Origin of the sequence: Enterococcus sp. AZ062 (assembly GCF_051715065.1) — a bacterium.
GTDB classification, from domain to species: Bacteria; Bacillota; Bacilli; order Lactobacillales; family Enterococcaceae; genus Enterococcus_B; species Enterococcus_B mundtii.
In genome coordinates this window covers 2,227,295-2,248,630 of the sequence record NZ_JBIOTB010000001.1, presented here as the reverse complement: position 1 = coordinate 2,248,630, position 21,336 = coordinate 2,227,295, and the positions used below count along the sequence as shown (strand labels likewise).

General features: G+C 38.9%; 17 protein-coding genes. 16 read left to right on the top strand and 1 reads right to left on the bottom strand.

Going from position 1 to position 21,336, the window contains the following annotated elements; all coding sequences use genetic code 11:
* Positions 1-18 precede the first annotated feature (18 nt).
* The 4 genes from asnS (at position 19) to IGJ00_RS10590 (ending at position 2,846) form a co-directional block, all read left to right on the top strand.
* The gene (gene asnS / locus IGJ00_RS10605) at positions 19-1,317 is read left to right on the top strand and encodes an asparagine--tRNA ligase (protein ID WP_010734979.1); all 1,299 of its coding nucleotides are present in this window, start codon (positions 19-21) and stop codon (positions 1,315-1,317) included.
* Between the two features lie 159 nt (positions 1,318-1,476).
* Positions 1,477-2,112: an SGNH/GDSL hydrolase family protein gene (locus IGJ00_RS10600; RefSeq protein WP_071867478.1), complete on the top strand. Its 636-nt coding sequence runs from the start codon at positions 1,477-1,479 to the stop codon at positions 2,110-2,112.
* On the top strand, positions 2,109-2,453 hold the full coding sequence (locus IGJ00_RS10595; RefSeq protein WP_195513502.1) for a hypothetical protein: 345 nt from the start codon (positions 2,109-2,111) through the stop codon (positions 2,451-2,453). The genes IGJ00_RS10600 and IGJ00_RS10595 overlap by 4 nt, the downstream gene beginning before the upstream one ends.
* Before the next feature lie 33 nt (positions 2,454-2,486).
* Positions 2,487-2,846 carry a YccF domain-containing protein gene (locus IGJ00_RS10590; protein ID WP_438844418.1) on the top strand — a complete coding sequence of 120 codons (360 nt, stop codon included), beginning with the start codon at positions 2,487-2,489 and terminating at the stop codon, positions 2,844-2,846.
* Positions 2,847-2,917: 71 nt separating this feature from the next.
* Here IGJ00_RS10590 and IGJ00_RS10585 read toward each other — a convergent pair whose 3' ends face one another.
* Entirely contained in the window at positions 2,918-4,210 is a 1,293-nt protein-coding gene (locus IGJ00_RS10585) for a hypothetical protein (protein WP_438844417.1), read from the bottom strand.
* Between the two features lie 238 nt (positions 4,211-4,448).
* Between IGJ00_RS10585 and IGJ00_RS10580 the strand changes: the two genes are divergently transcribed.
* From IGJ00_RS10580 to IGJ00_RS10525, 12 genes are all read left to right on the top strand, one after another.
* On the top strand, positions 4,449-6,530 hold the full coding sequence (locus tag IGJ00_RS10580; RefSeq protein WP_438844416.1) for a heavy metal translocating P-type ATPase: 2,082 nt from the start codon (positions 4,449-4,451) through the stop codon (positions 6,528-6,530).
* A gap of 298 nt (positions 6,531-6,828) precedes the next feature.
* Positions 6,829-8,292, top strand: coding sequence for an APC family permease (locus IGJ00_RS10575; protein ID WP_074799527.1), 1,464 nt, complete (start codon positions 6,829-6,831; stop codon positions 8,290-8,292).
* A 102-nt stretch (positions 8,293-8,394) separates the two neighbouring features.
* The gene (locus tag IGJ00_RS10570) at positions 8,395-8,928 is read left to right on the top strand and encodes a topology modulation protein (protein WP_074799526.1); all 534 of its coding nucleotides are present in this window, start codon (positions 8,395-8,397) and stop codon (positions 8,926-8,928) included.
* 75 nt (positions 8,929-9,003) lie between these two features.
* The gene (locus IGJ00_RS10565) at positions 9,004-9,444 is read left to right on the top strand and encodes a CopY/TcrY family copper transport repressor (RefSeq protein ID WP_074799525.1); all 441 of its coding nucleotides are present in this window, start codon (positions 9,004-9,006) and stop codon (positions 9,442-9,444) included.
* A 13-nt stretch (positions 9,445-9,457) separates the two neighbouring features.
* Positions 9,458-9,667, top strand: coding sequence for a copper chaperone CopZ (copZ, locus tag IGJ00_RS10560; RefSeq protein ID WP_071867486.1), 210 nt, complete (start codon positions 9,458-9,460; stop codon positions 9,665-9,667).
* On the top strand, positions 9,668-11,851 hold the full coding sequence (locus IGJ00_RS10555; protein ID WP_142433331.1) for a heavy metal translocating P-type ATPase: 2,184 nt from the start codon (positions 9,668-9,670) through the stop codon (positions 11,849-11,851).
* Positions 11,852-11,876: 25 nt separating this feature from the next.
* Complete coding sequence (gene copB, locus IGJ00_RS10550; protein ID WP_438844415.1) at positions 11,877-14,057, top strand: copper/silver-translocating P-type ATPase CopB; 2,181 nt, start codon at positions 11,877-11,879, stop codon at positions 14,055-14,057.
* 394 nt (positions 14,058-14,451) lie between these two features.
* The gene (locus IGJ00_RS10545) at positions 14,452-15,774 is read left to right on the top strand and encodes a hypothetical protein (protein WP_071867488.1); all 1,323 of its coding nucleotides are present in this window, start codon (positions 14,452-14,454) and stop codon (positions 15,772-15,774) included.
* 42 nt (positions 15,775-15,816) lie between these two features.
* Positions 15,817-16,398, top strand: a complete 582-nt coding sequence (locus tag IGJ00_RS10540) for a prevent-host-death protein (protein ID WP_074799523.1) — start codon at positions 15,817-15,819, stop codon at positions 16,396-16,398.
* Between the two features lie 696 nt (positions 16,399-17,094).
* Positions 17,095-17,565, top strand: coding sequence for a hypothetical protein (locus tag IGJ00_RS10535; RefSeq protein WP_010734995.1), 471 nt, complete (start codon positions 17,095-17,097; stop codon positions 17,563-17,565).
* A 141-nt stretch (positions 17,566-17,706) separates the two neighbouring features.
* Positions 17,707-18,591, top strand: a complete 885-nt coding sequence (locus tag IGJ00_RS10530; RefSeq protein ID WP_086334935.1) for a phosphate ABC transporter substrate-binding protein PstS family protein — start codon at positions 17,707-17,709, stop codon at positions 18,589-18,591.
* Between the two features lie 225 nt (positions 18,592-18,816).
* Complete coding sequence (locus IGJ00_RS10525; protein ID WP_438844414.1) at positions 18,817-21,270, top strand: cation-translocating P-type ATPase; 2,454 nt, start codon at positions 18,817-18,819, stop codon at positions 21,268-21,270.
* Positions 21,271-21,336 lie beyond the last annotated feature (66 nt).

Below are 21,336 nucleotides of genomic sequence, written 5' to 3'. Positions count from 1 at the left end.
GACAAAGGAGAATTTTACGTGGAACAAATTCAAATCATCGATTCAAAAAAACATGTAGGCGAAACAGTAACGATCGGTGCTTGGGTCGCTAATAAGCGTTCAAGTGGGAAAATCGCCTTTTTACAATTACGAGATGGGACAGCATTCTTCCAAGGAGTTGTCGTAAAAAGTGAAGTGCCTGAGGAAGTTTTCCAAATGGCAAAAAATCTTTCTCAAGAAACATCGATCCTTGTGACAGGTGAGATTCGTGAAGACAGCCGTTCTAAATTTGGCTATGAGATCGGGATCACGAACATTGAAGTAGTAAGTGAAAGCCATGATTATCCGATCACACCAAAGGAACATGGAACAGATTTCTTGATGGATCATCGCCATTTATGGTTACGTTCTTCTCGCCAACACGCAGTGATGCAGATTCGAAATGAAATCATCCGTGCAACCTACGAATTTTTCAACAACAACCAATTCGTTAAAATCGATCCACCGATCTTGACTGGTTCTGCGCCAGAAGGAACAACCGATCTATTTGAGACAAACTACTTTGACCAAAAAGCATATCTGTCACAAAGTGGCCAATTGTATATGGAAGCTGCTGCAATGGCATTTGGTAAAGTATTTTCATTTGGACCAACTTTCCGTGCTGAAAAATCAAAAACACGTCGTCATTTGATCGAATTTTGGATGATCGAACCTGAAATGGCGTTCACGCATCAAGAAGAAAGCTTAGAAGTACAAGAACAATATGTTGCTTTCTTAGTTCAAAGTGTATTAGATAACTGCGAGTATGCTTTAGACGTCTTAGAACGTGATAAAGAAGTATTGAAAACTTATACTAAATTACCTTTCCCACGTATCACGTATGATGATGCTATCGAGTTATTGAAGAAAAATGGCTTTGACGATATCGAGTGGGGCGATGATTTCGGTTCACCACACGAAACGTTCATTGCGAACTCATTTGAACAACCAGTCTTTATCTTGAACTATCCAAAAGCGATCAAACCATTCTATATGAAACCACATCCAACAAGAGAAGATGTCGTGATTTGTGCAGATATGATCGCACCTGAAGGATATGGAGAGATCATCGGCGGAAGTGAACGTGCGACTGACTATGATTTCTTACTTGAACAAATCAAGAATCATGGCTTAGACGAAAAAGAATACTCATGGTACCTAGATCTACGTAAATACGGATCTGTTCCACATTCTGGTTTCGGCTTAGGCTTAGAACGTACAGTGACTTGGATCTCAGGGATCGATCATGTACGTGAAGCAATTCCATTCCCACGTTTGTTAAATCGTATTTACCCATAAGAAATAAGACGCGTTCCACGAAAATCGTTCATCGGATTTTCGTGGAACGCATTTTTTTAAGAAGTAGTTATAAAATCACTAATGTTCCATTTCCTTCTTTCTTTGGCTAGACGTGTATGGGATAATAACGTAAAAGTAGCATGGAAAGTAGGGGATGAGATGGAACAACGACTTTTATTCATTGGAGATAGTATCACAGATGCGGGTAGAGAAACTGACGATCTCGGTCATGGCTATGCACTGTTAACAGCAGCAAAATTGGCTGCGAGTGATCCAGAAAACACGTGGACATTCGTCAATCGCGGAATCGGCGGAAATAAGTTGGCAGACCTCAAGAAGCGCTGGCAAGCAGACTGCATCGATTTGAAACCTGATATCGTCTCAATTTTGATCGGTATCAATGATACATGGCACAATGTAGGCGAGCCTGAAGCATTTGCGACAAAAGAATCCTTTACTCGTTTTGAAGCAGATTATCGGTATTTACTTGATCGTTTAGTGGAAAGTGGCATCAAAAAAATCGTCTTGATGGAACCATTTGTTTTGCCAGAGCCTGAAGATCGGAGAAGTTGGCGTAGTGATCTTGATCCAAAGATCCACTTGATTCGTCAACTAGCAAAAGAATATCAAGCAGTTTTTGTCCCGTTAGATGGAACGTTGAATTCTTTAGGCATCTCATATGGCTATGAGAAATACACAGGGGATGATGGTGTCCATCCGACACTACTGGGTCATGAAACTATTGCCAATATTTGGATAGAAACGGTCAAAAAAAGAAAAGAGTGGTTTGAATGATCATTCGGCCAGCAACCGAAGCAGATCTACCGATGATCAATACGTTGATCAGGCAACAAGAAAATCGATTCTTGAAGGAACTAACGTTGCCAGATATAAACGATCCATTGAATATATCGTTTATAGCAGCACAAGATGACGCAGAAAAACCAATGATTTTCGCTTTTGGACAAGCGAGACAAATCGAAACGACTGACGCAGATCAGCAAACTGGTGAACTGATTCAAACGATTTTTGTAGCAGTCGATCATGAAAGAACCGTAGCCGCTCAGTTTATGGAGCAGTGGTTATTAGAAGCAAAAAAACGTAAAATCAAGAGAGTAGAATTCAATAGTTTTTAACGTAAGGCTCTCGTTAGAATGGAGAAAGAAACAATGAGTTGTATTGGAAATATTATTTGGTTTATTTTTGGTGGTTTACTCGGTGGACTTAGTTGGGCGATAGCAGGTGTGTTATGGTGTATCACAATTGTTGGTATTCCGGTCGGGCTACAATGCTTTAAACTAGCTTCTTTATCGTTTGCACCCTTTGGAAAAGAAGTCATTTATACAAACAATGGCGTATCTTTGATCGTCAATATCATTTGGTTGATCGTGTCAGGTCTACCGATTGCTCTAGGGCATGTCATCAGTGGGATTTTACTTTGTGTCACGATCATTGGTATTCCTTTTGCAAAGCAGTCCTTCAAATTAGCCCGCCTAGCGCTGATGCCGTTTGGGGCAGAAATCGTTTAAATAGTCACTAAATATAAAAGTAACTCTCTTGCACAGTTGTTTGTCTGTCGAAAGAGTTACTTTTTTTACACTTAGCGAGTGATATCTGTATGTTTTTTAGGTATTTGCTTACTCAAAAAATTCGATTTGTTGGTTGCGTCTACTATGCGATGATTAAAATTCGCTTGTGTAAGGGACGGATGTGTTGGAGAAGTTGGACTTAGCACGTCTGTGGAGTTACTTTTAGAGGTCTGTCTATCAGAAAAAATCCTTTCTCTGAATGTTTTGGCTGTTGCACCAAATCGCTGGCTCTTAACTTTTACTTTTCGTCGATAGGCCTCTTTTGATGATTGATCCGTTCCATCAATGATTGCGCTGATGTGAGCATCCAATGGTTTCAATCGTCTGGAATCATCATAAAAAACATGATAATAATAAGGTGCGACCTCGACGGATTGATTTTTAACAAATGTTTTAGGTGTTCTAGGATCTTGGTAGACTTTCTTTACGAAATCATTCGAAATTTCAACAAAGTCATCTCTTGAGATAGTTTCTTTTAGACCAGTGATGTTTTTTCGCTGTTCATAATGTTTCCATAGCTGGGAAAATTTTTCATTATGCTTTGTGTTTTCACCTAGAAAAGTCTGATAGAAACGTTTGCGAAATGCTATTGATGTACAAAATTTTGGTTTTACTTTGCCTTCAGCAAAGGGGGGCGTGAATGTAGCCTCTTGGCAATGATGAAGGACACTTCGAAAGGCAGTAAGTGGTTCTAAGATGGGGCAAACAGGAATTAGCGCATATCCTCTCATGTCAAAATCAAGATTCTTTGGTGGCGTTTCTGAGAGTTGGTTGATTGCATCAATGATATTGACTTTAGATTCGCTATGATGTTCGAGTTTTGTAGCAAAAAGTATTTTACTTAACGTTTCCAAATGATCTGCTGGGATAGTTGATAACTGATTACCCATGTTGGTATTTGCCGCAAATTTATCTATTTTAGCGACAAGATAGTCATGTTCTTGCTTATAGATGATCAAAGAATAAATATGATTATGATGATAAGAAGGACTTACAATGTATGAAGGAATAATCATAAAACTCGCTGGATCATTTTTTTTCAGATTTTCGATTTCCTGTTGCAATTCTGCCGGTTTTTTCATTTCGTAGTATGTAATCGTACTTTTTAAAGACTGGATCACTTTAGTTTTTTGCGTTTCATTGATCAAGGCATGATCAACATCATTTTCGATCATTTTGATAAATCTTGAAAATAAAAATTGGTAATTCTTTTTCCCGTCTGCACCTACAACTTCAAACGCTGCTGCATTTCCTAATCTTAGAGCAAGTGCCAATTGATGGTATTGTCCGTCAAAATCAAGCATATTTCTTCTCCTTATCTTTTGATCTTTCAAAGATATTCTCCTTTATTTTCTATTGTAAAAAGTTTATCATTCGTCACTTTTACATAAGAAACTTCTTTTACACCTTAAAGAAATAATGATTCTCCCGAACGATACTTAAATCATGATCCGTTGTTACTATGATTTGACATATGAATACTCATTCATGTATAATAACTTATGAAGAGATAGTCATATGTTTAGTAAGGAGGGACTTAAAATGAAAAGTTATCAATTAGAAGGTTTAGATTGCGCAAATTGTGCGATGAAAATCGAAAAAAAAGTACAAGCAATACCTGGCGTAAAAGAAGCATCGGTCAATTTTGCGACTGGAAAAATGATGATCGATGCAGATAAAGCTGTCATTGAAACGATTGAAAAGCAAGCAACAGAAGAAATCCATCAATTAGAACCAGATGTCAAAATAATCGAAGTGAAAAAGCAGACAAGTAAAAATCATGAACCAGAAAAAGAAAATAAAACAGCATTGTTACGTATCGCCATAGCGTCACTTAGCTTGCTTTTATTGTTTTTATGGAAGCCTGCTGAGCCAATTCGTTTCATTACTTTTTTGGCCATTTTTGTTCTCATTGGCTTTGATGTTATCAAGCAAGCGTTCGTCAATATTCGTAAAGGACAAGTGTTTGATGAAAACTTTTTGATGTCGATTGCAACGATCGGTGCGATGATGATCGGTGAATATCCAGAAGCAGTTGCTGTCATGTTGTTTTATCAAATCGGTGAGTATTTCCAACATTTTGCGGTCGATCAGTCTCGTCGGTCAATTCGTGAGTTGATGGCGATCCGACCGGAAGTTGCTCATGTGATCACTGAAACCGGCTTGGTAAATAAGCAACCAGAAGAAGTGCAGATCGGTGAGTCGGTCATGGTCAAACCAGGTGAAAGAATTCCTTTGGACGGAACGATTTTGAAGGGACAATCCCTCGTAGATACATCTGCATTAACAGGAGAATCATTGCCTAAAGAAGTGATGAGTGGTGAAAATGTATTAAGTGGTTTTATCAATAAGACCCATCCTTTAACCATCGAAGTAAAAAAGAACTATGAAAATTCGACCATCAGCAAATTATTAGAACTAGTGGAGACAGCAAGCAGTAAAAAGGCACCAGCTGAAAAATTCATCACTAAGTTTGCTCGTTACTATACGCCGATCGTTGTTGCTTTAGCTGTTCTTTTAGCAACTGTCCCACCCTTACTTTATGGAGGAGATTTTTCTGAATGGATTTATCGAGCATTGACATTTCTAGTGATCTCTTGTCCATGTGCATTGGTCATTTCTGTTCCACTTAGCTTTTTCGGAGGAATCGGTGGGGCTAGTAAACGGGGGATACTTGTCAAAGGTGGAAATTATCTAGAACTTTTAGCTCGTACAGAAACAGTGGTATTTGACAAAACAGGTACCCTGACTAAGGGTGATTTTGCCGTACAAAAAGTTGTTTCTACCATTGACGAGAAAGCGTTTATGAAATATGTGGCGAGTCTAGAAAATCTATCGACACATCCAATCGCCAAGGCGGTCATGGATACCTACAGTGGCCCGTTATATGAAATTGAAGAACCTGTAGAAATCGCTGGTGAAGGAATCAACGCACAGGTCAAGGGACAAGAGGTACTTGTCGGAAATCAAAAATTATTGGCTCGCTATGGAGTCGAGCAACCAGAGAATCATGAAATAGGAACATTGATCTATTTAGCGATCGACAGTCAGCTCATGGGCTATTTAGTTATTGCGGATACGATCAAAGCAGATGCAACATTTGCTATCGAGACATTGAAAAAAGTCGGCGTCAAAAAGACAGTGATGTTGACAGGTGATGCAAAAAAGATTGCGGAACAAGTCGCAAAAGAGGTAAGGGTCGATGCAGTCTATAGTGAACTGCTTCCAGAAGATAAGGTAGAAAAATTAGAAGCTTTGATGAGCGAAACGACTCAGAAAACTGCCTTTGTCGGAGACGGGATCAATGATGCACCGGTATTAGCTCGAGCAGATGTGGGAATCGCCATGGGTGGTTTAGGCAGTGATGCAGCCATTGAAGCAGCCGATGTCGTCATCATGAACGATGAGCCATCAAAACTTGCGGAGGCGATTCAAATTTCAAGAAAAACGTTGAAAATCGTCAAGCAAAATATTGCGTTTGCTATTGGAGTAAAAGTGATCGTATTGGTTCTCGGAGCTATTGGCTTTGCTTCTATGGGAAATGCAGTCTTTGCCGATGTCGGTGTGACCCTGATAGCAGTTTTAAACGCCATGCGTGGGCTATCTGTCAAAAAAGTCAAATAAACAGTCAAAAAAGCACCGTTAAACCACAGAAATCATTTATTTGAGGACTGTGGTTTTTCTGTGATTAAAATAACTGGAAGATTTTAATTGTTCTGAAAATTCCAAAATAGTTAGAAAATAATTCATGTTTGTGAGCCTTTAGATTAGGTGTTAGAGGATAAAATGAAAAATAAATGTAAAAACAATGTGTTTTACCTAAAATAATCCACAAATAAAATAACGAAGTGTTGTAAACATTATGAAAATTGAATATGATAGTCAATGAATAATTATTAAATATTTATAAAGGAGAAATCAGATGAACGAAAAACAACTGCGCTGGTTTACAGTAGCGTTGATTGCATTCAACATGGTCTGGGGTATGGGGAATGTCGTCAATAACTACGCGCAACAAGGAATCTCAGTAATCACTTCATGGTTATTGATCCTAGCTATTTATTTTATCCCCTATGCACTGATCGTCGGTCAATTAGGATCAGCATTCAAAGATAGTAAAGGGGGCGTTAGTTCTTGGGTAGAAAATACTACTTCGAATAAACGCTTAGCTTATTATGCTGCCTGGACATACTGGGTCGTTCACATTCCATACTTAGCACAAAAACCACAAGCGATTTTGATTGCAGCTGGCTGGGCAGTTCAAGGAAATGGCGATATCGTCAATACGATGTCTGTCCAAATGGTCGCAGTGATCTCATTGATCATTTTCTTAGCTTTCTTGTATCTATCAACAAAAGGCTTATCAACGTTAAAAGTTATCGGTGGTTTAGCAGGTACAGCGATGTTCGTCATGTCATTATTATTCATTTTACTTGCTGTTACTGCGCCATTCATCAATCCAACGATGGAATTTGCGACAGCAAATATGAACCAAGTCAAAACGTATATTCCTAAGTTTGACTTTAGTTACTTTACGACTGTTTCAATGTTAGTCTTTGCTGTAGGAGGCGCTGAGAAAATCTCTCCTTATGTTAATTCTACACGTAACCCGGCAAAAGAATTTCCAAAAGGGATGATCTTTTTGGCAGCGATGGTCGGTATCTGTGCTGTTTTAGGTTCTGTAGCAATGGGTATGTTATTTGCAAGTGACAATATTCCTAAAGATTTAATGGCAAACGGTGCGTACAGTGCCTTCCAAATCTTAGGTAACTATTATGGTATTGGCAATGCATTGATGATCATCTATGCATTGACGAATATGGTTGGTCAAATTTCTGCCTTGGCATTTTCTATTGATGCGCCATTGAAGATCTTGTTAGCCGATGCAGATCCAGAATTTGTGCCAAGTTGGTTACGTAAACGTAACCGTAAAGGAACGTTGGTCAATGGTTACATGTTAACTGGTATCTTAGTCGGTATCATCATCCTATTACCGATTATTGGTATCAAAGATATGAATGAATTAGTTAAATGGTTGACGAACTTAAATTCAGTCGTTATGCCAATGCGTTACTTATGGGTATTCCTAGCCTACATGATGTTGAACAAAGCATACAAAAAATTCACGTCGGAATATAAGTTCGTGAAAAATCCTAAAGTTGGATTCATCTTTGGTGCTTGGTGTTTTGCTTTCACTGCGTTTGCATGTATTTTGGGAATGGTACCAAAAGTGGAATACGCTGCTGATCCAAAAGCTTGGTGGTTCCAATTGATCTCAAATATCGTCACACCGATCATTTTGATTTTACTAGGTATGATCTTACCAGCGATCGCACGTCGTGATAATAAGAAAAATCCATTGAAAGAACCAGTTTCTCAACTTTAAAATAAGATTTGACCGAATCAGTCCAACGATTGGTTCGGTCTTTTTTTACGTTATTAAGAATAAGAGGTAAAATAAAAAGATGACCATTCGAAGGAGGACAAAATGAAAATAATGATTATTGGACAGTCGGGTGCAGGTAAGTCCACACTTGCAAGAAGCTTACAAGCAACGACAGGAAGCCCTCTTTTAGCTCTCGATCAATTGTGGCTAGCAACGGACTATGGAAAAGCAGCCAAGCAATGGTTGTTAAAAGAACAGGAAAAATTTATGGCGGAGAACAAGGATTGGATCATCGAAGGAAATTATCTATCGATTGCAAAAGATCGAATTGAACAAGCTGACTTGATCCTAATGCTTCGCTTGCCGAGATACCGAGCGATGTATCGTGTGATCAAGCGTTCGCTCAAACGAAAAGTAGATAAAAGTACCCGTCCAGATGTTCCAGAAGAATTTATAGAAAAATTCGACAAAGAATATTTGGACTTTTTACTTTTTGTTTGGCGTTTCAAGAACGAGAGGGAACCCTTAGCGATCAAAAAAATCTATGAACAAGGAGCAGAAGAGAAATTAGTCATTTTGAATGGTCCACGACAGCAAAAAAAATTTCTAGAGCAATGGCGAAGTAAAAGTAGTTGACACGTTTCGTTTACAAGTGTAATCTGTATTTAGAAATGAAGTTTACATTTGTAAACGAAGAGGAGAGTGATACATATGGAAGAAGTGAAAAAGCCAATCAAAATCAGTGATTCAGAATGGGAGATCATGCGTGTCGTCTGGACATTAGGAGACACCACAGCTCAGGAAATCACACAGATCCTTTCTGAATCAATGGGCTGGAAAGCAGCAACAGTCAAAACGTTATTAGGACGACTTGTCAAAAAAGAAGCGATTTGGACAGAACAAGAAGGGAAAAAATTTATTTATCATCCAGCGGTGTCTGAAACAGATACTGTGCAAAGTGCCGCAGAGAATTTATTCTCACATATTTGCGCGAAGAAAATCGGCGAGACGATTGCAGATCTTGTCTCAGAAGCAACTTTAACACAAGCAGATATTGACCAAATCATGGCAGAACTAAAGAAAAAAGAGCCAGTAACAAATATCCAGTGCAATTGCATTCCAGGACAATGTCATTGCCATCAAAACAACTAGGAGGAAACCAGCGATGAAAACAAAAGTAACGATCAAAGGAATGAGCTGTAAACATTGCGTTGCAAGAGTGGAAGAAACGGTCAATGCGCTACCGGGTGTAAAAAAAATCAATGTCAACTTAAAAAAAGAGATCGGAACTGTGTCATTAGATGAAACAGTGATCCAACCATCAACCGTATGTCAAGCAATCAATGATTTAGGCTATCAAGCAGAGGTGATTTAAATGGAGCATCCAGCTAAAAAAGACACACTGGTGATTACTGGAATGACTTGTGCCAATTGTGCTGCACGAATCGAAAAAGAGTTGAATGAACAGCCCGGTGTATTATCTGCGACTGTTAATCTGGCAACAGAAAAAGCGACGATCAATTATCAGGAAGTATCGATCGAAGAACTGATCCAAAGTGTTGAAACCATTGGTTATGGTGCGATTTTATATGATGAGGCCCATAAGCAAAAAATTGCAGAAGAAAAGCAAACTTATTTAACAAAAATGAAGCGAGATGTCATCATAGGTGCTCTCTTGACGCTTCCTATGATGATCGCGATGATTGCAATGATGTTAGGTTTTCATGGAACGCTTGTCCATTTTTTCCATGATCCATGGGTCCAACTGATTTTAGCAATTCCTGTCCAGTTTTATATTGGTTGGCGCTTTTATGAAGGAGCGTATCATGCCATCAAAACAAACGCACCCAATATGGATGTGTTAGTGGCAATCGGTACGACCGCTGCATTTGCGCTTAGTGTATACAATGGTTTTTTCAGTACACATTCATCGGACTTATATTTTGAAAGTAGCAATATGATCATCACGCTGATTTTGTTAGGAAAATATTTGGAACACACAGCCAAAAGTAAAACCGGCGATGCCATCAAGCAGTTGATGTCTCTTCAGAAAAAAACAGCACAGGTCATAAAAAATGGCGAAGAAAAGACCATACCAATCGAGGAAGTAGCGATTGGGGATATTTTACTCGTCCGACCGGGAGAACAAATCCCAACAGATGGGAAAGTCATCAAAGGGGATAGTGCGATCGATGAAGGAATGCTGACTGGAGAAAGTGTGCCAGTTGAGAAAAAAACGGGGGATCTACTCTTCGGTGGCACCATCAATTCCACAGGGATTCTTGAAATGACGGTGACCCAAGTAGGAAAAGGAACCGTCCTCTCACAAATCATCCAAATGGTGGAAGATGCCCAAGGAAGCAAAGCCCCGATCCAAAAAATTGCTGATAAGATTTCTGGCATTTTTGTACCTATCGTGTTAGTCATTGCCTTCGTTACCTTAATAGCCACAGGACTAATCAGTGGCAACTGGGAACTGGCAGTGATCCATAGTGTTTCAGTGTTAGTCATCGCTTGTCCTTGTGCGTTAGGACTAGCGACGCCAACTGCTATCATGGTTGGTACAGGCTTAGGCGCACGAAAGGGTATTTTGATCAAAGGCGGCGAGGCATTAGAAGCTGCGACACATCTAGACACGATTCTTTTAGATAAAACTGGTACGATCACACAAGGGAAACCAGTGGTCACAGACGTTATCGGTGACGAAGAAGTGTTAACGATCGCCACCACATTAGAGCAAGGTTCAGAGCATCCTTTAGGTAAAGCCATTGTGACTTATGGAAAAGAACAGTCGATCACGACTTTGCCTGTGCTTCAAGCAAAAGCACATCCGGGTGCTGGGATCAGTGGAGAAATCAACGGAACATCTTATTTTATTGGTACGAGAAAACGACTAGTCGAGATGAACGTTTCATTTGAAGCGTATCAAGAACAAGCGTTACAATTAGAAGGACAAGGAAAAACCGTAATGTTTCTTGCAGATGATAGACAAGTATTGGGTATGATCGCTGTGGCTGACCAGATCAAAGAACATGCGCGATCAGCAATCCAACGATTACAAGCCCAAGGATTGGCAGTTTATATGGTCACAGGGGACAATCAATCGGTTGCAACGACGATTGGAAAAGAAGTGGGTATCTCGCCAGAACACATCTTTGCTGAAGTATTACCTGATGAAAAAGCAGGCTATGTCGAAAAATTGCAAAAAGAAGGAAAACAAGTGGGAATGGTCGGCGATGGTATCAATGATGCTCCCGCCTTGGCTTTAGCAAATGTCGGCATCGCGATGGGTAGTGGTACTGATATTGCCATGGAAACAGCAGATGTAACGTTGATGAATAGTCAACTCTCGTCGATTGGACAAACGATCGAGCTTTCAAGTGTGACCTTGAAAAAAATCAAACAAAACTTATTTTGGGCATTTATTTATAACACGATTGGCATTCCGTTTGCTGCGTTTGGCTTATTGAATCCAATCATTGCCGGAGGAGCGATGGCCTTTAGCTCAATCAGTGTGTTACTCAATTCATTAAGTCTAAACCAAAAAATGAAGAAATAAACGGTTCAACAAAGGAAAGGACAGAATGAAAATGAACGAGCAAAAAAAACGAACGATGCACGAGCATCATCATGATGAAACGAAGGAACAAACGAACATGACACACCAAAAGATGGACCATACGAAAATGAACCACGAGACCATGGCACATGAGCATCACTCAATGGATCATAGTTCGATGGATCATAGTTCGATGGATCACAGTTCAATGGATCATCATGACCATATGAGCGGTGGGATGGATCATTCGATGCACATGGGAAATTTCAAACAAAAATTTTGGTTGTCCTTGTTGCTAGCGATTCCGATCATCTTGTTTTCACCCATGATGGGTATGGAATTTCCCTTTCAAGTGACTTTCCCTGGCTCTGATTGGCTCGTCTTGATCCTGGCGACCCTCTTGTTCATTTATGGCGGACAACCCTTTTTAAGTGGCGCTAAAATGGAATTGAAACAAAAAAGTCCAGCAATGATGACCTTGATTGCTATGGGGATCACTGTAGCCTATGTTTATAGTGTCTATTCTTTTATTGCGAATCTCATCAACCCTCATACTCATGTAATGGACTTCTTCTGGGAGTTGGCGACATTGATCGTCATCATGCTATTAGGGCACTGGATCGAAATGAGTGCCGTTTCTAATGCAAGTAATGCGTTACAGAAACTAGCAGAATTATTACCCGAAACAGTCAAACGATTACGAACAGATGGGACAGAAGAGACGATTTCTTTAAAAGAAGTCAAAGAGGGAGATCATTTAGTTGTTCGAGCAGGAGATAAGATGCCAACGGATGGAACGATTCTCAAAGGAGAAACGATCGTGGATGAATCTGCCGTGACTGGCGAATCAAAAGGGGTCAAAAAACAAACATCTGATCCAGTGATCGGTGGTTCGATCAATGGAGACGGCACCATTGAAATCGAAGTGACCGGAACAGGTGAAAATAGCTATTTAGCCAAAGTCATGGATATGGTCCGTCAAGCACAAGGTGAAAAGTCAAAACTAGAATCTTTGTCTGACAAAGTAGCAAAATGGTTGTTTTATGTCGCATTGATCGCCGGTCTATTGGCATTTGTTATTTGGCTCTTTTTAACCGATTTACCAACTGCTTTAGAACGGATGGTCACTGTCTTCATCATCGCTTGTCCCCATGCGTTAGGTTTGGCGATTCCTCTAGTGGTGGCACGTTCAACGTCGATTGCTGCTAAAAATGGGTTGTTGCTTAAAAGTCGTCGCGCCTTAGAACAAGCTAATGAGTTAGATGTCATCATGCTGGATAAAACAGGTACGTTGACGGAAGGAAAATTCACCGTCACTGGTATCGAAAGCTTAGACGATGATTATCCTCAAGAAGAACTATTGAAATATTTAGGTGCCTTAGAAGCGAACGCCAATCATCCATTAGCCATTGGGATCATGCGTTATTTGAAGGAACAGAATATTTCTCCTTATCAAGCAGAAAATCAAAAAAATCTTTCAGGGGTTGGCTTAACTGGAACAGTAGCAGATAAGAATGTAAAAGTAGTCAACGAAAAAGAAATCAAACGTTTAGGAATTGAAATTGCAAAGGAACGACTAACGCCTTACGAAGAGCAAGGGAATACAGTTAGTTTTCTATTGATCGATGATCGTTTAGTCGGATTAGTGGCATTAGGTGACATCATCAAAGCAGAAGCAAAAACCTTTATTCAAAGTCTCAAAGAAAGAAAGATCACTCCGGTGATGTTGACTGGTGATAATCAACATGCCGCAGAAGTGGTCGCGCAATACTTAGGTATCGAAGAGTTTTATGGTGGGCTTTTACCAAATGACAAGGAAGACATCGTCAAACGTTATCAGGAACAAGGAAAAAAAGTCATCATGGTCGGTGACGGAATCAACGACGCCCCAAGTTTAGCACGTGCAACGATCGGGATGGCGATTGGAGCAGGAACCGATATTGCGATCGATTCAGCGGATGTTGTTTTGATCAACAGTGACCCAAAAGATATCTTGCATTTCTTGGATCTAGCTAAACAAACGAGAAAGAAAATGATCCAAAATCTATGGTGGGGAGCGGGTTACAACATTCTTGCCATTCCTTTAGCAGCAGGGATTCTTGCACCCATCGGAATTTTGTTAAGCCCAGCGATCGGAGCTGTCTTGATGTCATTGAGTACCGTAGTTGTAGCATTGAATGCGTTGACGTTGAAGATCAAAGAATGATCATTTTTAGTAAATAATTATTGAATAAAGAGTGAATATGACTATGTCAATGGGAGGTCGGGACAGAAGTGTTCAACCTCAAGAAATAAGGCGCCAGCCACGAAAATTGTTCTTCAAATTTTTGTGGCTGGCGTCTTATTTCCGAAGAGGTTACTTCTGTTCTCGCCGTCTATTCGTTTTTAAATGGAGGGAAGGAACTAAGGTCCTGCTTCCTTTTTTTTGTCATTGGTATGATTTACACAAACGAGAGACTTTGGATTAATTTCTGGTTAATTTTGTAAATTAGTAAAATAAGAAAAACAAAAAATATTTCTTTGCGTACTTTATATAAGAGACATTTTCAGAGTATTGATGAGCCACTCTGGAAAAACTATTGATAGAGTGAGGTTAAGCAATGAATTGGCAAACATTACTAACAAAAAATGCACAGAATATCTTTTTACTGATCAACCAAATGAAAGATCTGACATGGAAGAAAAGCGACTTAGCAAAAAGGATGGATGTCGATGTCAAAACGATCGATCGTTATTTGAAGCGATTGAAATCAGAGGATTATCCCTTAGAACTAGCGTATGATAAAAAAGAAGTCCAACTCGTCTACCACCAAGCATACAATGAACCATTTCTTTTGTTTGAATTTTTGATCCGATCGGATTCGTTCTGTTTACTACGGGATCTGATTTTACAAAGGGAATACTCCTTCGAATATGATCGTTCCGCACAAGAACGATTGAAAAAATGGTTAGGGGATTATCATCTTTCTTTTTCCTATAAAAAGCAGCAAATCTATGGTTCTGAACGAAAAATCAGATATTTACTTTTTTGCTTTCTCAAAGAGTTCCCAACTTTTTTTAAGGAAGACCATGATCAAACATTTTCAGAACTATTCATCCAACTTCTAGATCATCGTCCCAAACATACAGATATTGAGATTTTTACAAATCATCAATTGTTCTTCTATGAGATTTTTCCAGAACTACTCTTTCGCTCTGAACAAAAGCTTCCGACAAAAGAAAAGAATTATCGGGCTATCCTGCGACTGAATAGCCATTTGATCACAGACAAGCGGTGGGAAAAGATCGAAAAAACCTCCGTCTATCAAAAATTATCGATTGTTACTGAAAAATTAGATTCATTATTTTGGTTGACGAATGATTTTGAAAGTTCCAACAAAAAGAAAATAACAAGAGTACTATTCCAAGAGTGGTTGAAATATTCAATTGGTCTTCATGATCGCTTTATCCATGAAGAAGCCGTTGCCTACCAAGCATTGGCAGACACGATCCCTAATTTCATTGAGAAATCAAACCAGTTTCGTATCGCTTTACAACAAGCTTTGTTTCAGCCAACGACCGATTGGGCAAAGATGTTGCTGAAATTATTGAATGAACGAGGCTATTTGGAGATGTATGCACCGGAAGTGAAAATCGTGTTCTTTTTTCGCTATGACCACGAAGAAGCTAGACGACTTGCAGCCATCTTAGATAAAACGTTACGTCATCGTAAACGAACATCGATCCATGTATGTACCAGAAGTAAGCCACCTAGTTATGCTCAACTTGTCATCACAGATCACTTTTTTTCTGCTAGTCTCACTAATGATCAGAAAACATATTTTTATCAAGATTCACTAGGAATCGAAAGACTATTATCAGACATCGATTATTGGATCAACACAAAGATAACTTTTACGAGTAAACGAATCATCGAGCGCTAGAATATGCTATAATGGACTGGAAAAACAAAGGAGGAAAATCCATTGGAATTAAAGAAACTAGAAGTACCTACATCTTCGATTACAGAAGTGAAAAGATCGCCGATGGATGTGTTTGACCAAGCTAGAAAAGCTGAAACAGGCGTATATATTTTTAATCGTGAAAAAGTTGCTGGTGTGATGTTGACCCAAGAGCAATATGAAACGTTGTTGCAAGAATTAGCCACGCTTCGCCAACTCATTGCGACAGAAACAGAAGAGACAAAAACAAATGGATCAGCGACAAACGAACCATTCACAAAAAATCGCACGGCCATCGTATCCACTTCTGAATCGTTAGATGAATTGGTTAGCGCCTTAAAACAATATTTAGTTACAGGTGTGTCTATCTCTGCTAAAAATCTTGATGAACGAATGGTAGCATTAGGATTCATTACGAAGAAAACTGGTTTTGGCGGGGTTGTTGATATGCTCAATGAATTAACAGAAACGGGTAAAATCAATTACCAATTAAGGAAAAAACCAAATGGTAAAATCGTGATCGCAGAGATCATCGGTGAACAAGATAGTCAATCGCAACTATTCGATAAGCTGATCATCAAGAAAATCTATTTACATGAAATATAATAAGTTGCGAAGTGTTGACGATAATTTATTTATCAAACATTACAACTAGGTAAAATAGAGCATAAAAATAAAAGTAAAGCATCTGAGGACAGTTCACAGCTGTTGTGGATGCTTTACTTTGTTTGTCATTAAAAGTGAGTGTGTCTACGATAACGCGCGAATATGCTACCCCAGATGATCCCTAATAACTGTGGAAATAAGTAAATACCAGCGAGCAGTAAGATGATCTGTTCAGGTGAAAAAGGATGATACAAAAAATGCCATTCTGTACATTTAGCAAAAAATAAATAAGAGGTGCTCGCAGAACAAAGATTGCCAAGAAACAATGTTTTTAAACGATTGGTTCGCCTCAACGTAAAACCAACAAAAAAAGCCCAAAATATCAATAATATAAATAGGATGACTGAATGATAATAATAATCAAAAAGTAGAGCGAGATAAAAATAAGGCACACACATCAATAAGTAGATTGTTTTTTTTATGTAAAATAATCGCAAAGGTACAATCCTCCAAATCATTTCCCTTTGGTTTTTATTGTAAAATCAAACAATGAATAATCAATTCTTTTTTGAAATATTCTGAATAAAATGAATAAACTCTCATTGCTTTATTCTTAAAAAACTAGTCTTTCCCCTCAGTTTTTTTAGAGAAATAGAATATAGTATGATAGATGGAGTGTCTTTTGGGAGGTTTTGTATGAAAAAGAGAATAAAACTAGAACAATTGTATTTGTTTCTTTGGTTTTTCCCAATTTTTCTTTTGCCTTTTACATGGGTGAATGCAGTAGTACAAGGTGCCGAGATTCTTGGCATCATCAATGGAAGTGGCTTTATTATTTCCAAAAATTTTCCGACATTGACCCTTTTTTATTTTTTGATCAGTGTGAATTTGATCGTTTCAAAAACATTTATAAAAAAGTATAATTGGCATTTGATCCAGTTTTCTTCTATGCTGGTCTTTACATCTTATTTCTCGATATTACCGAGGATCATCATCGGTCCGAATGGATTAAGTGAAAGTGGACTAAAAGATACAAGCTATTCTGCGATGTATTTTTTGACCATCAAACCTTGTTTTTATGTAGCGATTGCTTCCTTTGCGTTAGCAGTTGGCCTATTCTATTATACAGAGATCCGTGAACAATCCTTACTGATAGAAAAGATATAGTTTTTTGTAGGACGTCCATTTTCGGACGTTTTTTTGTTTTACGATATATTTACACAACTTAACAATAACTTTACATATTCAATATCTAGGATTTACAGTACCCTGATACAATCAATTTGTAACTAAGAAAGGGGCATATAAATGAAAAAAGTTTTATTTTCTTTAGGAGTATTAGGTTTTATCTTAGCTGGATGTGGTTCTGGTTCAGGAAGTACGGATGGATCAGCAAGCAACTCGGCTAGTTCAGATGATCAAGTAAAAATCGTAGCGGTCGGTTCAACCGCTTTGCAACCTTTAGTTGATGCTGCACAAGAAATGTTTACACAAGATAACCCCAACTATCAGATTTCTGTTCAAGGTGGCGGAAGTGGAACAGGTCTTAGTCAAGTAGCGTCAGGTGCTGTAACAATCGGAAACTCTGATGTATTTGCAGAACAAAGAGATGGGATCGATGCAAGTAAATTGGTAGACCATCGTGTAGCAGTTGTTGGAATGGCACCAATCGTAAATAAAGATACAGGCGTTGAAGATATTACAAAAGAACAATTGATCGAGATCTTCACTGGTAAGATCACTAACTGGAGTGAACTAGGCGGAGCAGATCAAGAAATCAATGTCATCAACCGTGCAAACGGAAGTGGCACTCGTGCAACCTTTGAATACTGGGCATTAGATGGCGCTGTACCAATACAATCTCAAGAACAAGATTCATCAGGAACAGTTCGTCAAATCGTTTCACAAACACCAGGTGCGATCAGCTATTTAGCTTTCTCTTATTTAGATGATTCTACTCAAGCGTTGAAAATCAACGGTGTAGAACCAACTCCTGAAAATGTCTCAGACAATAGCTGGGAAATTTGGTCTTATGAGCATATGTATACAAATGGCGAACCAGAACCAGAAGTGAAGAAGTTCTTAGACTTCATGATGACTGATGCCGTTCAAGAAGGACCAGTACAAGATTTAGGCTACCTACCGATCAGCATGATGAAAGTTGAACGTGACGCAGAAGGTAACTTATCATAAGATTGAATACATCTTTCAATCACATGTTTATTCATAACGACTACCATTGATTATTAAGCTTAGTTCCTCGTTGAGGATCTAAGCTTTTTTTAGTTTATTGCTCACTCTACGTTTTCGTTTTTTTCCATATGACAGTTTTGAAAGAAGAATATCAGTTATATCTGAGGATTTATTTGGCAAAATGACGTATGGTTAAAGAGTAGAAAAAAAGTTGAGGGATTAGTTATGAAAAGAAAAGAAAAGCAGCGAGAAAAACAGATACAGCAAATGTTGGCACAATTAGAACGCATCGATCCTAACAAAAATGAAGGGCTGACAGAGAAACAGGTCCAAGAGCGAATACGTGTTGGCGCTGTCAATCAAGCAACGAGTCCTACATTTAAAACGAACAAGCAAATCGTGATGGAGAATGTCTTTACTTATTTCAATCTGATTTTTTTAGTCCTAGCGATTTTATTATGTGTCGTCAATTCCTATAAAAATTTGACTTTTTTACCTGTCATATTGGCAAATACTGGCATTGCGATCTATCAAGAGATCCATTCCAAGAAAATCTTGGATCAGTTGAGCATGTTACATGCCGCAACAGTCAAAGTATTACGGAATGGTCAAGAACAGAAGATAACTATCGAAGAGTTAGTTCTAGATGATCTCGTCATTCTAAAAACAGGAGACCAGATCCCCGCAGATGGAAAGATCATAGAAGGTAATCTACAAGTGAATGAAGCGCTATTGACTGGTGAAGCGGATGAGATAAGTAAGGAAATCGGCGATGAATTAATGTCAGGAAGCTTCATCGTTACGGGTAAAGCAAAAGTTCAGTTGACACGAGTTGGCAATGAATCTTATATTGCCAAATTAACGATGCAAGCAAAAGAAATGGGTACTGGAGAACAATCCGAGATGATTGCTTCGTTAGATAAGATCATCAAATGGGTAGGGATCATCATTATCCCCATTGGATTGACCTTATTTTCTCAAAGCTATTTTTACAATGGCAATACATTAAGAGAGAGTATTGTTTCGATGGAAGCTGCGTTGATCGGCATGATTCCTGAAGGGCTGTACCTACTCACAACGATTGCACTAGCAATGAGTGCGACGCGCTTAGCAAAACAACAAGTGTTGCTGCATGACATGAAAAGCATCGAGACGTTAGCACGAGTGGATGTATTATGTGTCGATAAAACAGGAACAATCACTGAAAATGCAATGGACGTTCAACGTGTGCTGATTCCTGAAAATTCTTTAGCAAAACAAACAGCAGATCAGTTGGATGAATTACTTGGTGACTACGCACAGGCAATCGAAGCTGACAATGAAACGATGCAAGCAATCAAAAATTACTTCACGAAGCATTCTGACAGGGAGGCAACAGCAAGTTTACCCTTTTCTTCTGTGAGAAAATATAGCAGCGTGACATTTACGGATAAAACGTATGTCCTTGGAGCACCAGAAATGGTCTTACGCGAAGCGTTCACGAGTTATGCTTCTGAATTTAGCGCGTATACGGAACAAGGCTATCGGGTATTAGTTTTCGGTGAATACCAAGGGGTACTGTCACAAGAAGACTTGGAAGAAGCCGTTATCCCGTTAGGTTATTTATTGATTGCTAATCCGATCCGTCAAGAAGCGAAAGCAACGTTTAATTACTTTAAGAAACAAGAAGTTGCTATCAAAGTTATTTCTGGTGATAACCCAGCGACAGTTTCTCATGTTGCCACACAAGCGGGTATTTCAAACGCGGAGCAATATGTGGATGTCTCCTCGTTAAGGGAAGAAGAATTTCCAGAAGCCATGGAAAAATATACCGTCTTTGGCCGTGTCAAACCAGAACAAAAAAAGGAATTTGTTCGTTTACTAAAAGAGAAGCATACAGTGGCGATGACTGGGGATGGGGTAAATGATATCTTGGCGATGAAAGAAGCCGATTGTAGCATTGCGATGGCATCAGGGAATGAAGCGACGATGCAAGCGGCACAAGTGGTCTTGTTGGAATCAGATTTTTCTAAAATGCCAGAGATTGTTGGCGAAGGACGGCGTGTCGTAAACAATATCGAACGTTCTGCCAGTCTTTTCTTAGTAAAAAATATTTTTTCATTTTTACTGTCTGTGTTTTCTGTTCTCTTTGCATTCACTTATCCATTAGAACCTTCACAAATCACATTGATCAGTTTATTTACGATCGGGTTACCTTCCTTTTTATTAGCATTGGAAGAAAATGAGAACCGGATCAAAGGCCGATTCATTGAGAATGTCTTGGAAAAAGCTATTCCGGGGGGGCTGACTGATATGATGGTGGTAGGCGCTTTAGTCGTGGGTGGTTCGATTTTAAATCTGAACAAAACGGATACATCGACAGCTTCTACCATGTTGTTGATTGTTGTTGGCTTTTTAGTCCTTTATAAAATCTGTCAACCATTGAACCAATTTCGAACACGGATCATACTATTTTGTGCAAGTGGAATCGTCTTTTCTGTTGTCTTCTTGCATAAACTATTTTCAATATCAGCCATTTCTCCAGTGTCTATCTTAATGGTGGTCATGCTCTTTTTCGCAGCAGAATCCATCTTTCGTCAGTTGACCTTTTTCGTGGAAAAATATTTGCATTTAGATAAGATCGATACGACACGTACGAAAAAACGTTGGAGAAAAGTATTTCCATTTTTCAAGAAATGAGCGAAGAATTGTTGGGTACAAAGAGATAGCGTCAACCTCCTAAAACAGAAATGTTCTTGGAGGTTG

What these genes read in the sequence shown, in the direction of transcription:
- IGJ00_RS10575 (WP_074799527.1), top strand. Translation starts at nt 6,829, where the DNA reads ATGAACGAAAAACAACTGCGCTGGTTTACAGTAGCGTTGATTGCATTC.
- IGJ00_RS10590 (WP_438844418.1), top strand. Translation starts at nt 2,487, where the DNA reads ATGAGTTGTATTGGAAATATTATTTGGTTTATTTTTGGTGGTTTACTC.
- IGJ00_RS10530 (WP_086334935.1), top strand. Translation starts at nt 17,707, where the DNA reads ATGAAAAAAGTTTTATTTTCTTTAGGAGTATTAGGTTTTATCTTAGCT.
- IGJ00_RS10580 (WP_438844416.1), top strand. Translation starts at nt 4,449, where the DNA reads ATGAAAAGTTATCAATTAGAAGGTTTAGATTGCGCAAATTGTGCGATG.
- IGJ00_RS10525 (WP_438844414.1), top strand. Translation starts at nt 18,817, where the DNA reads ATGAAAAGAAAAGAAAAGCAGCGAGAAAAACAGATACAGCAAATGTTG.
- IGJ00_RS10595 (WP_195513502.1), top strand. Translation starts at nt 2,109, where the DNA reads ATGATCATTCGGCCAGCAACCGAAGCAGATCTACCGATGATCAATACG.
- IGJ00_RS10585 (WP_438844417.1), bottom strand. Translation starts at nt 4,210, where the DNA reads ATGCTTGATTTTGACGGACAATACCATCAATTGGCACTTGCTCTAAGA.
- copZ (WP_071867486.1), top strand. Translation starts at nt 9,458, where the DNA reads ATGAAAACAAAAGTAACGATCAAAGGAATGAGCTGTAAACATTGCGTT.
- IGJ00_RS10555 (WP_142433331.1), top strand. Translation starts at nt 9,668, where the DNA reads ATGGAGCATCCAGCTAAAAAAGACACACTGGTGATTACTGGAATGACT.
- copB (WP_438844415.1), top strand. Translation starts at nt 11,877, where the DNA reads ATGAAAATGAACGAGCAAAAAAAACGAACGATGCACGAGCATCATCAT.
- IGJ00_RS10535 (WP_010734995.1), top strand. Translation starts at nt 17,095, where the DNA reads ATGAAAAAGAGAATAAAACTAGAACAATTGTATTTGTTTCTTTGGTTT.
- IGJ00_RS10570 (WP_074799526.1), top strand. Translation starts at nt 8,395, where the DNA reads ATGAAAATAATGATTATTGGACAGTCGGGTGCAGGTAAGTCCACACTT.
- IGJ00_RS10565 (WP_074799525.1), top strand. Translation starts at nt 9,004, where the DNA reads ATGGAAGAAGTGAAAAAGCCAATCAAAATCAGTGATTCAGAATGGGAG.
- IGJ00_RS10600 (WP_071867478.1), top strand. Translation starts at nt 1,477, where the DNA reads ATGGAACAACGACTTTTATTCATTGGAGATAGTATCACAGATGCGGGT.
- IGJ00_RS10545 (WP_071867488.1), top strand. Translation starts at nt 14,452, where the DNA reads ATGAATTGGCAAACATTACTAACAAAAAATGCACAGAATATCTTTTTA.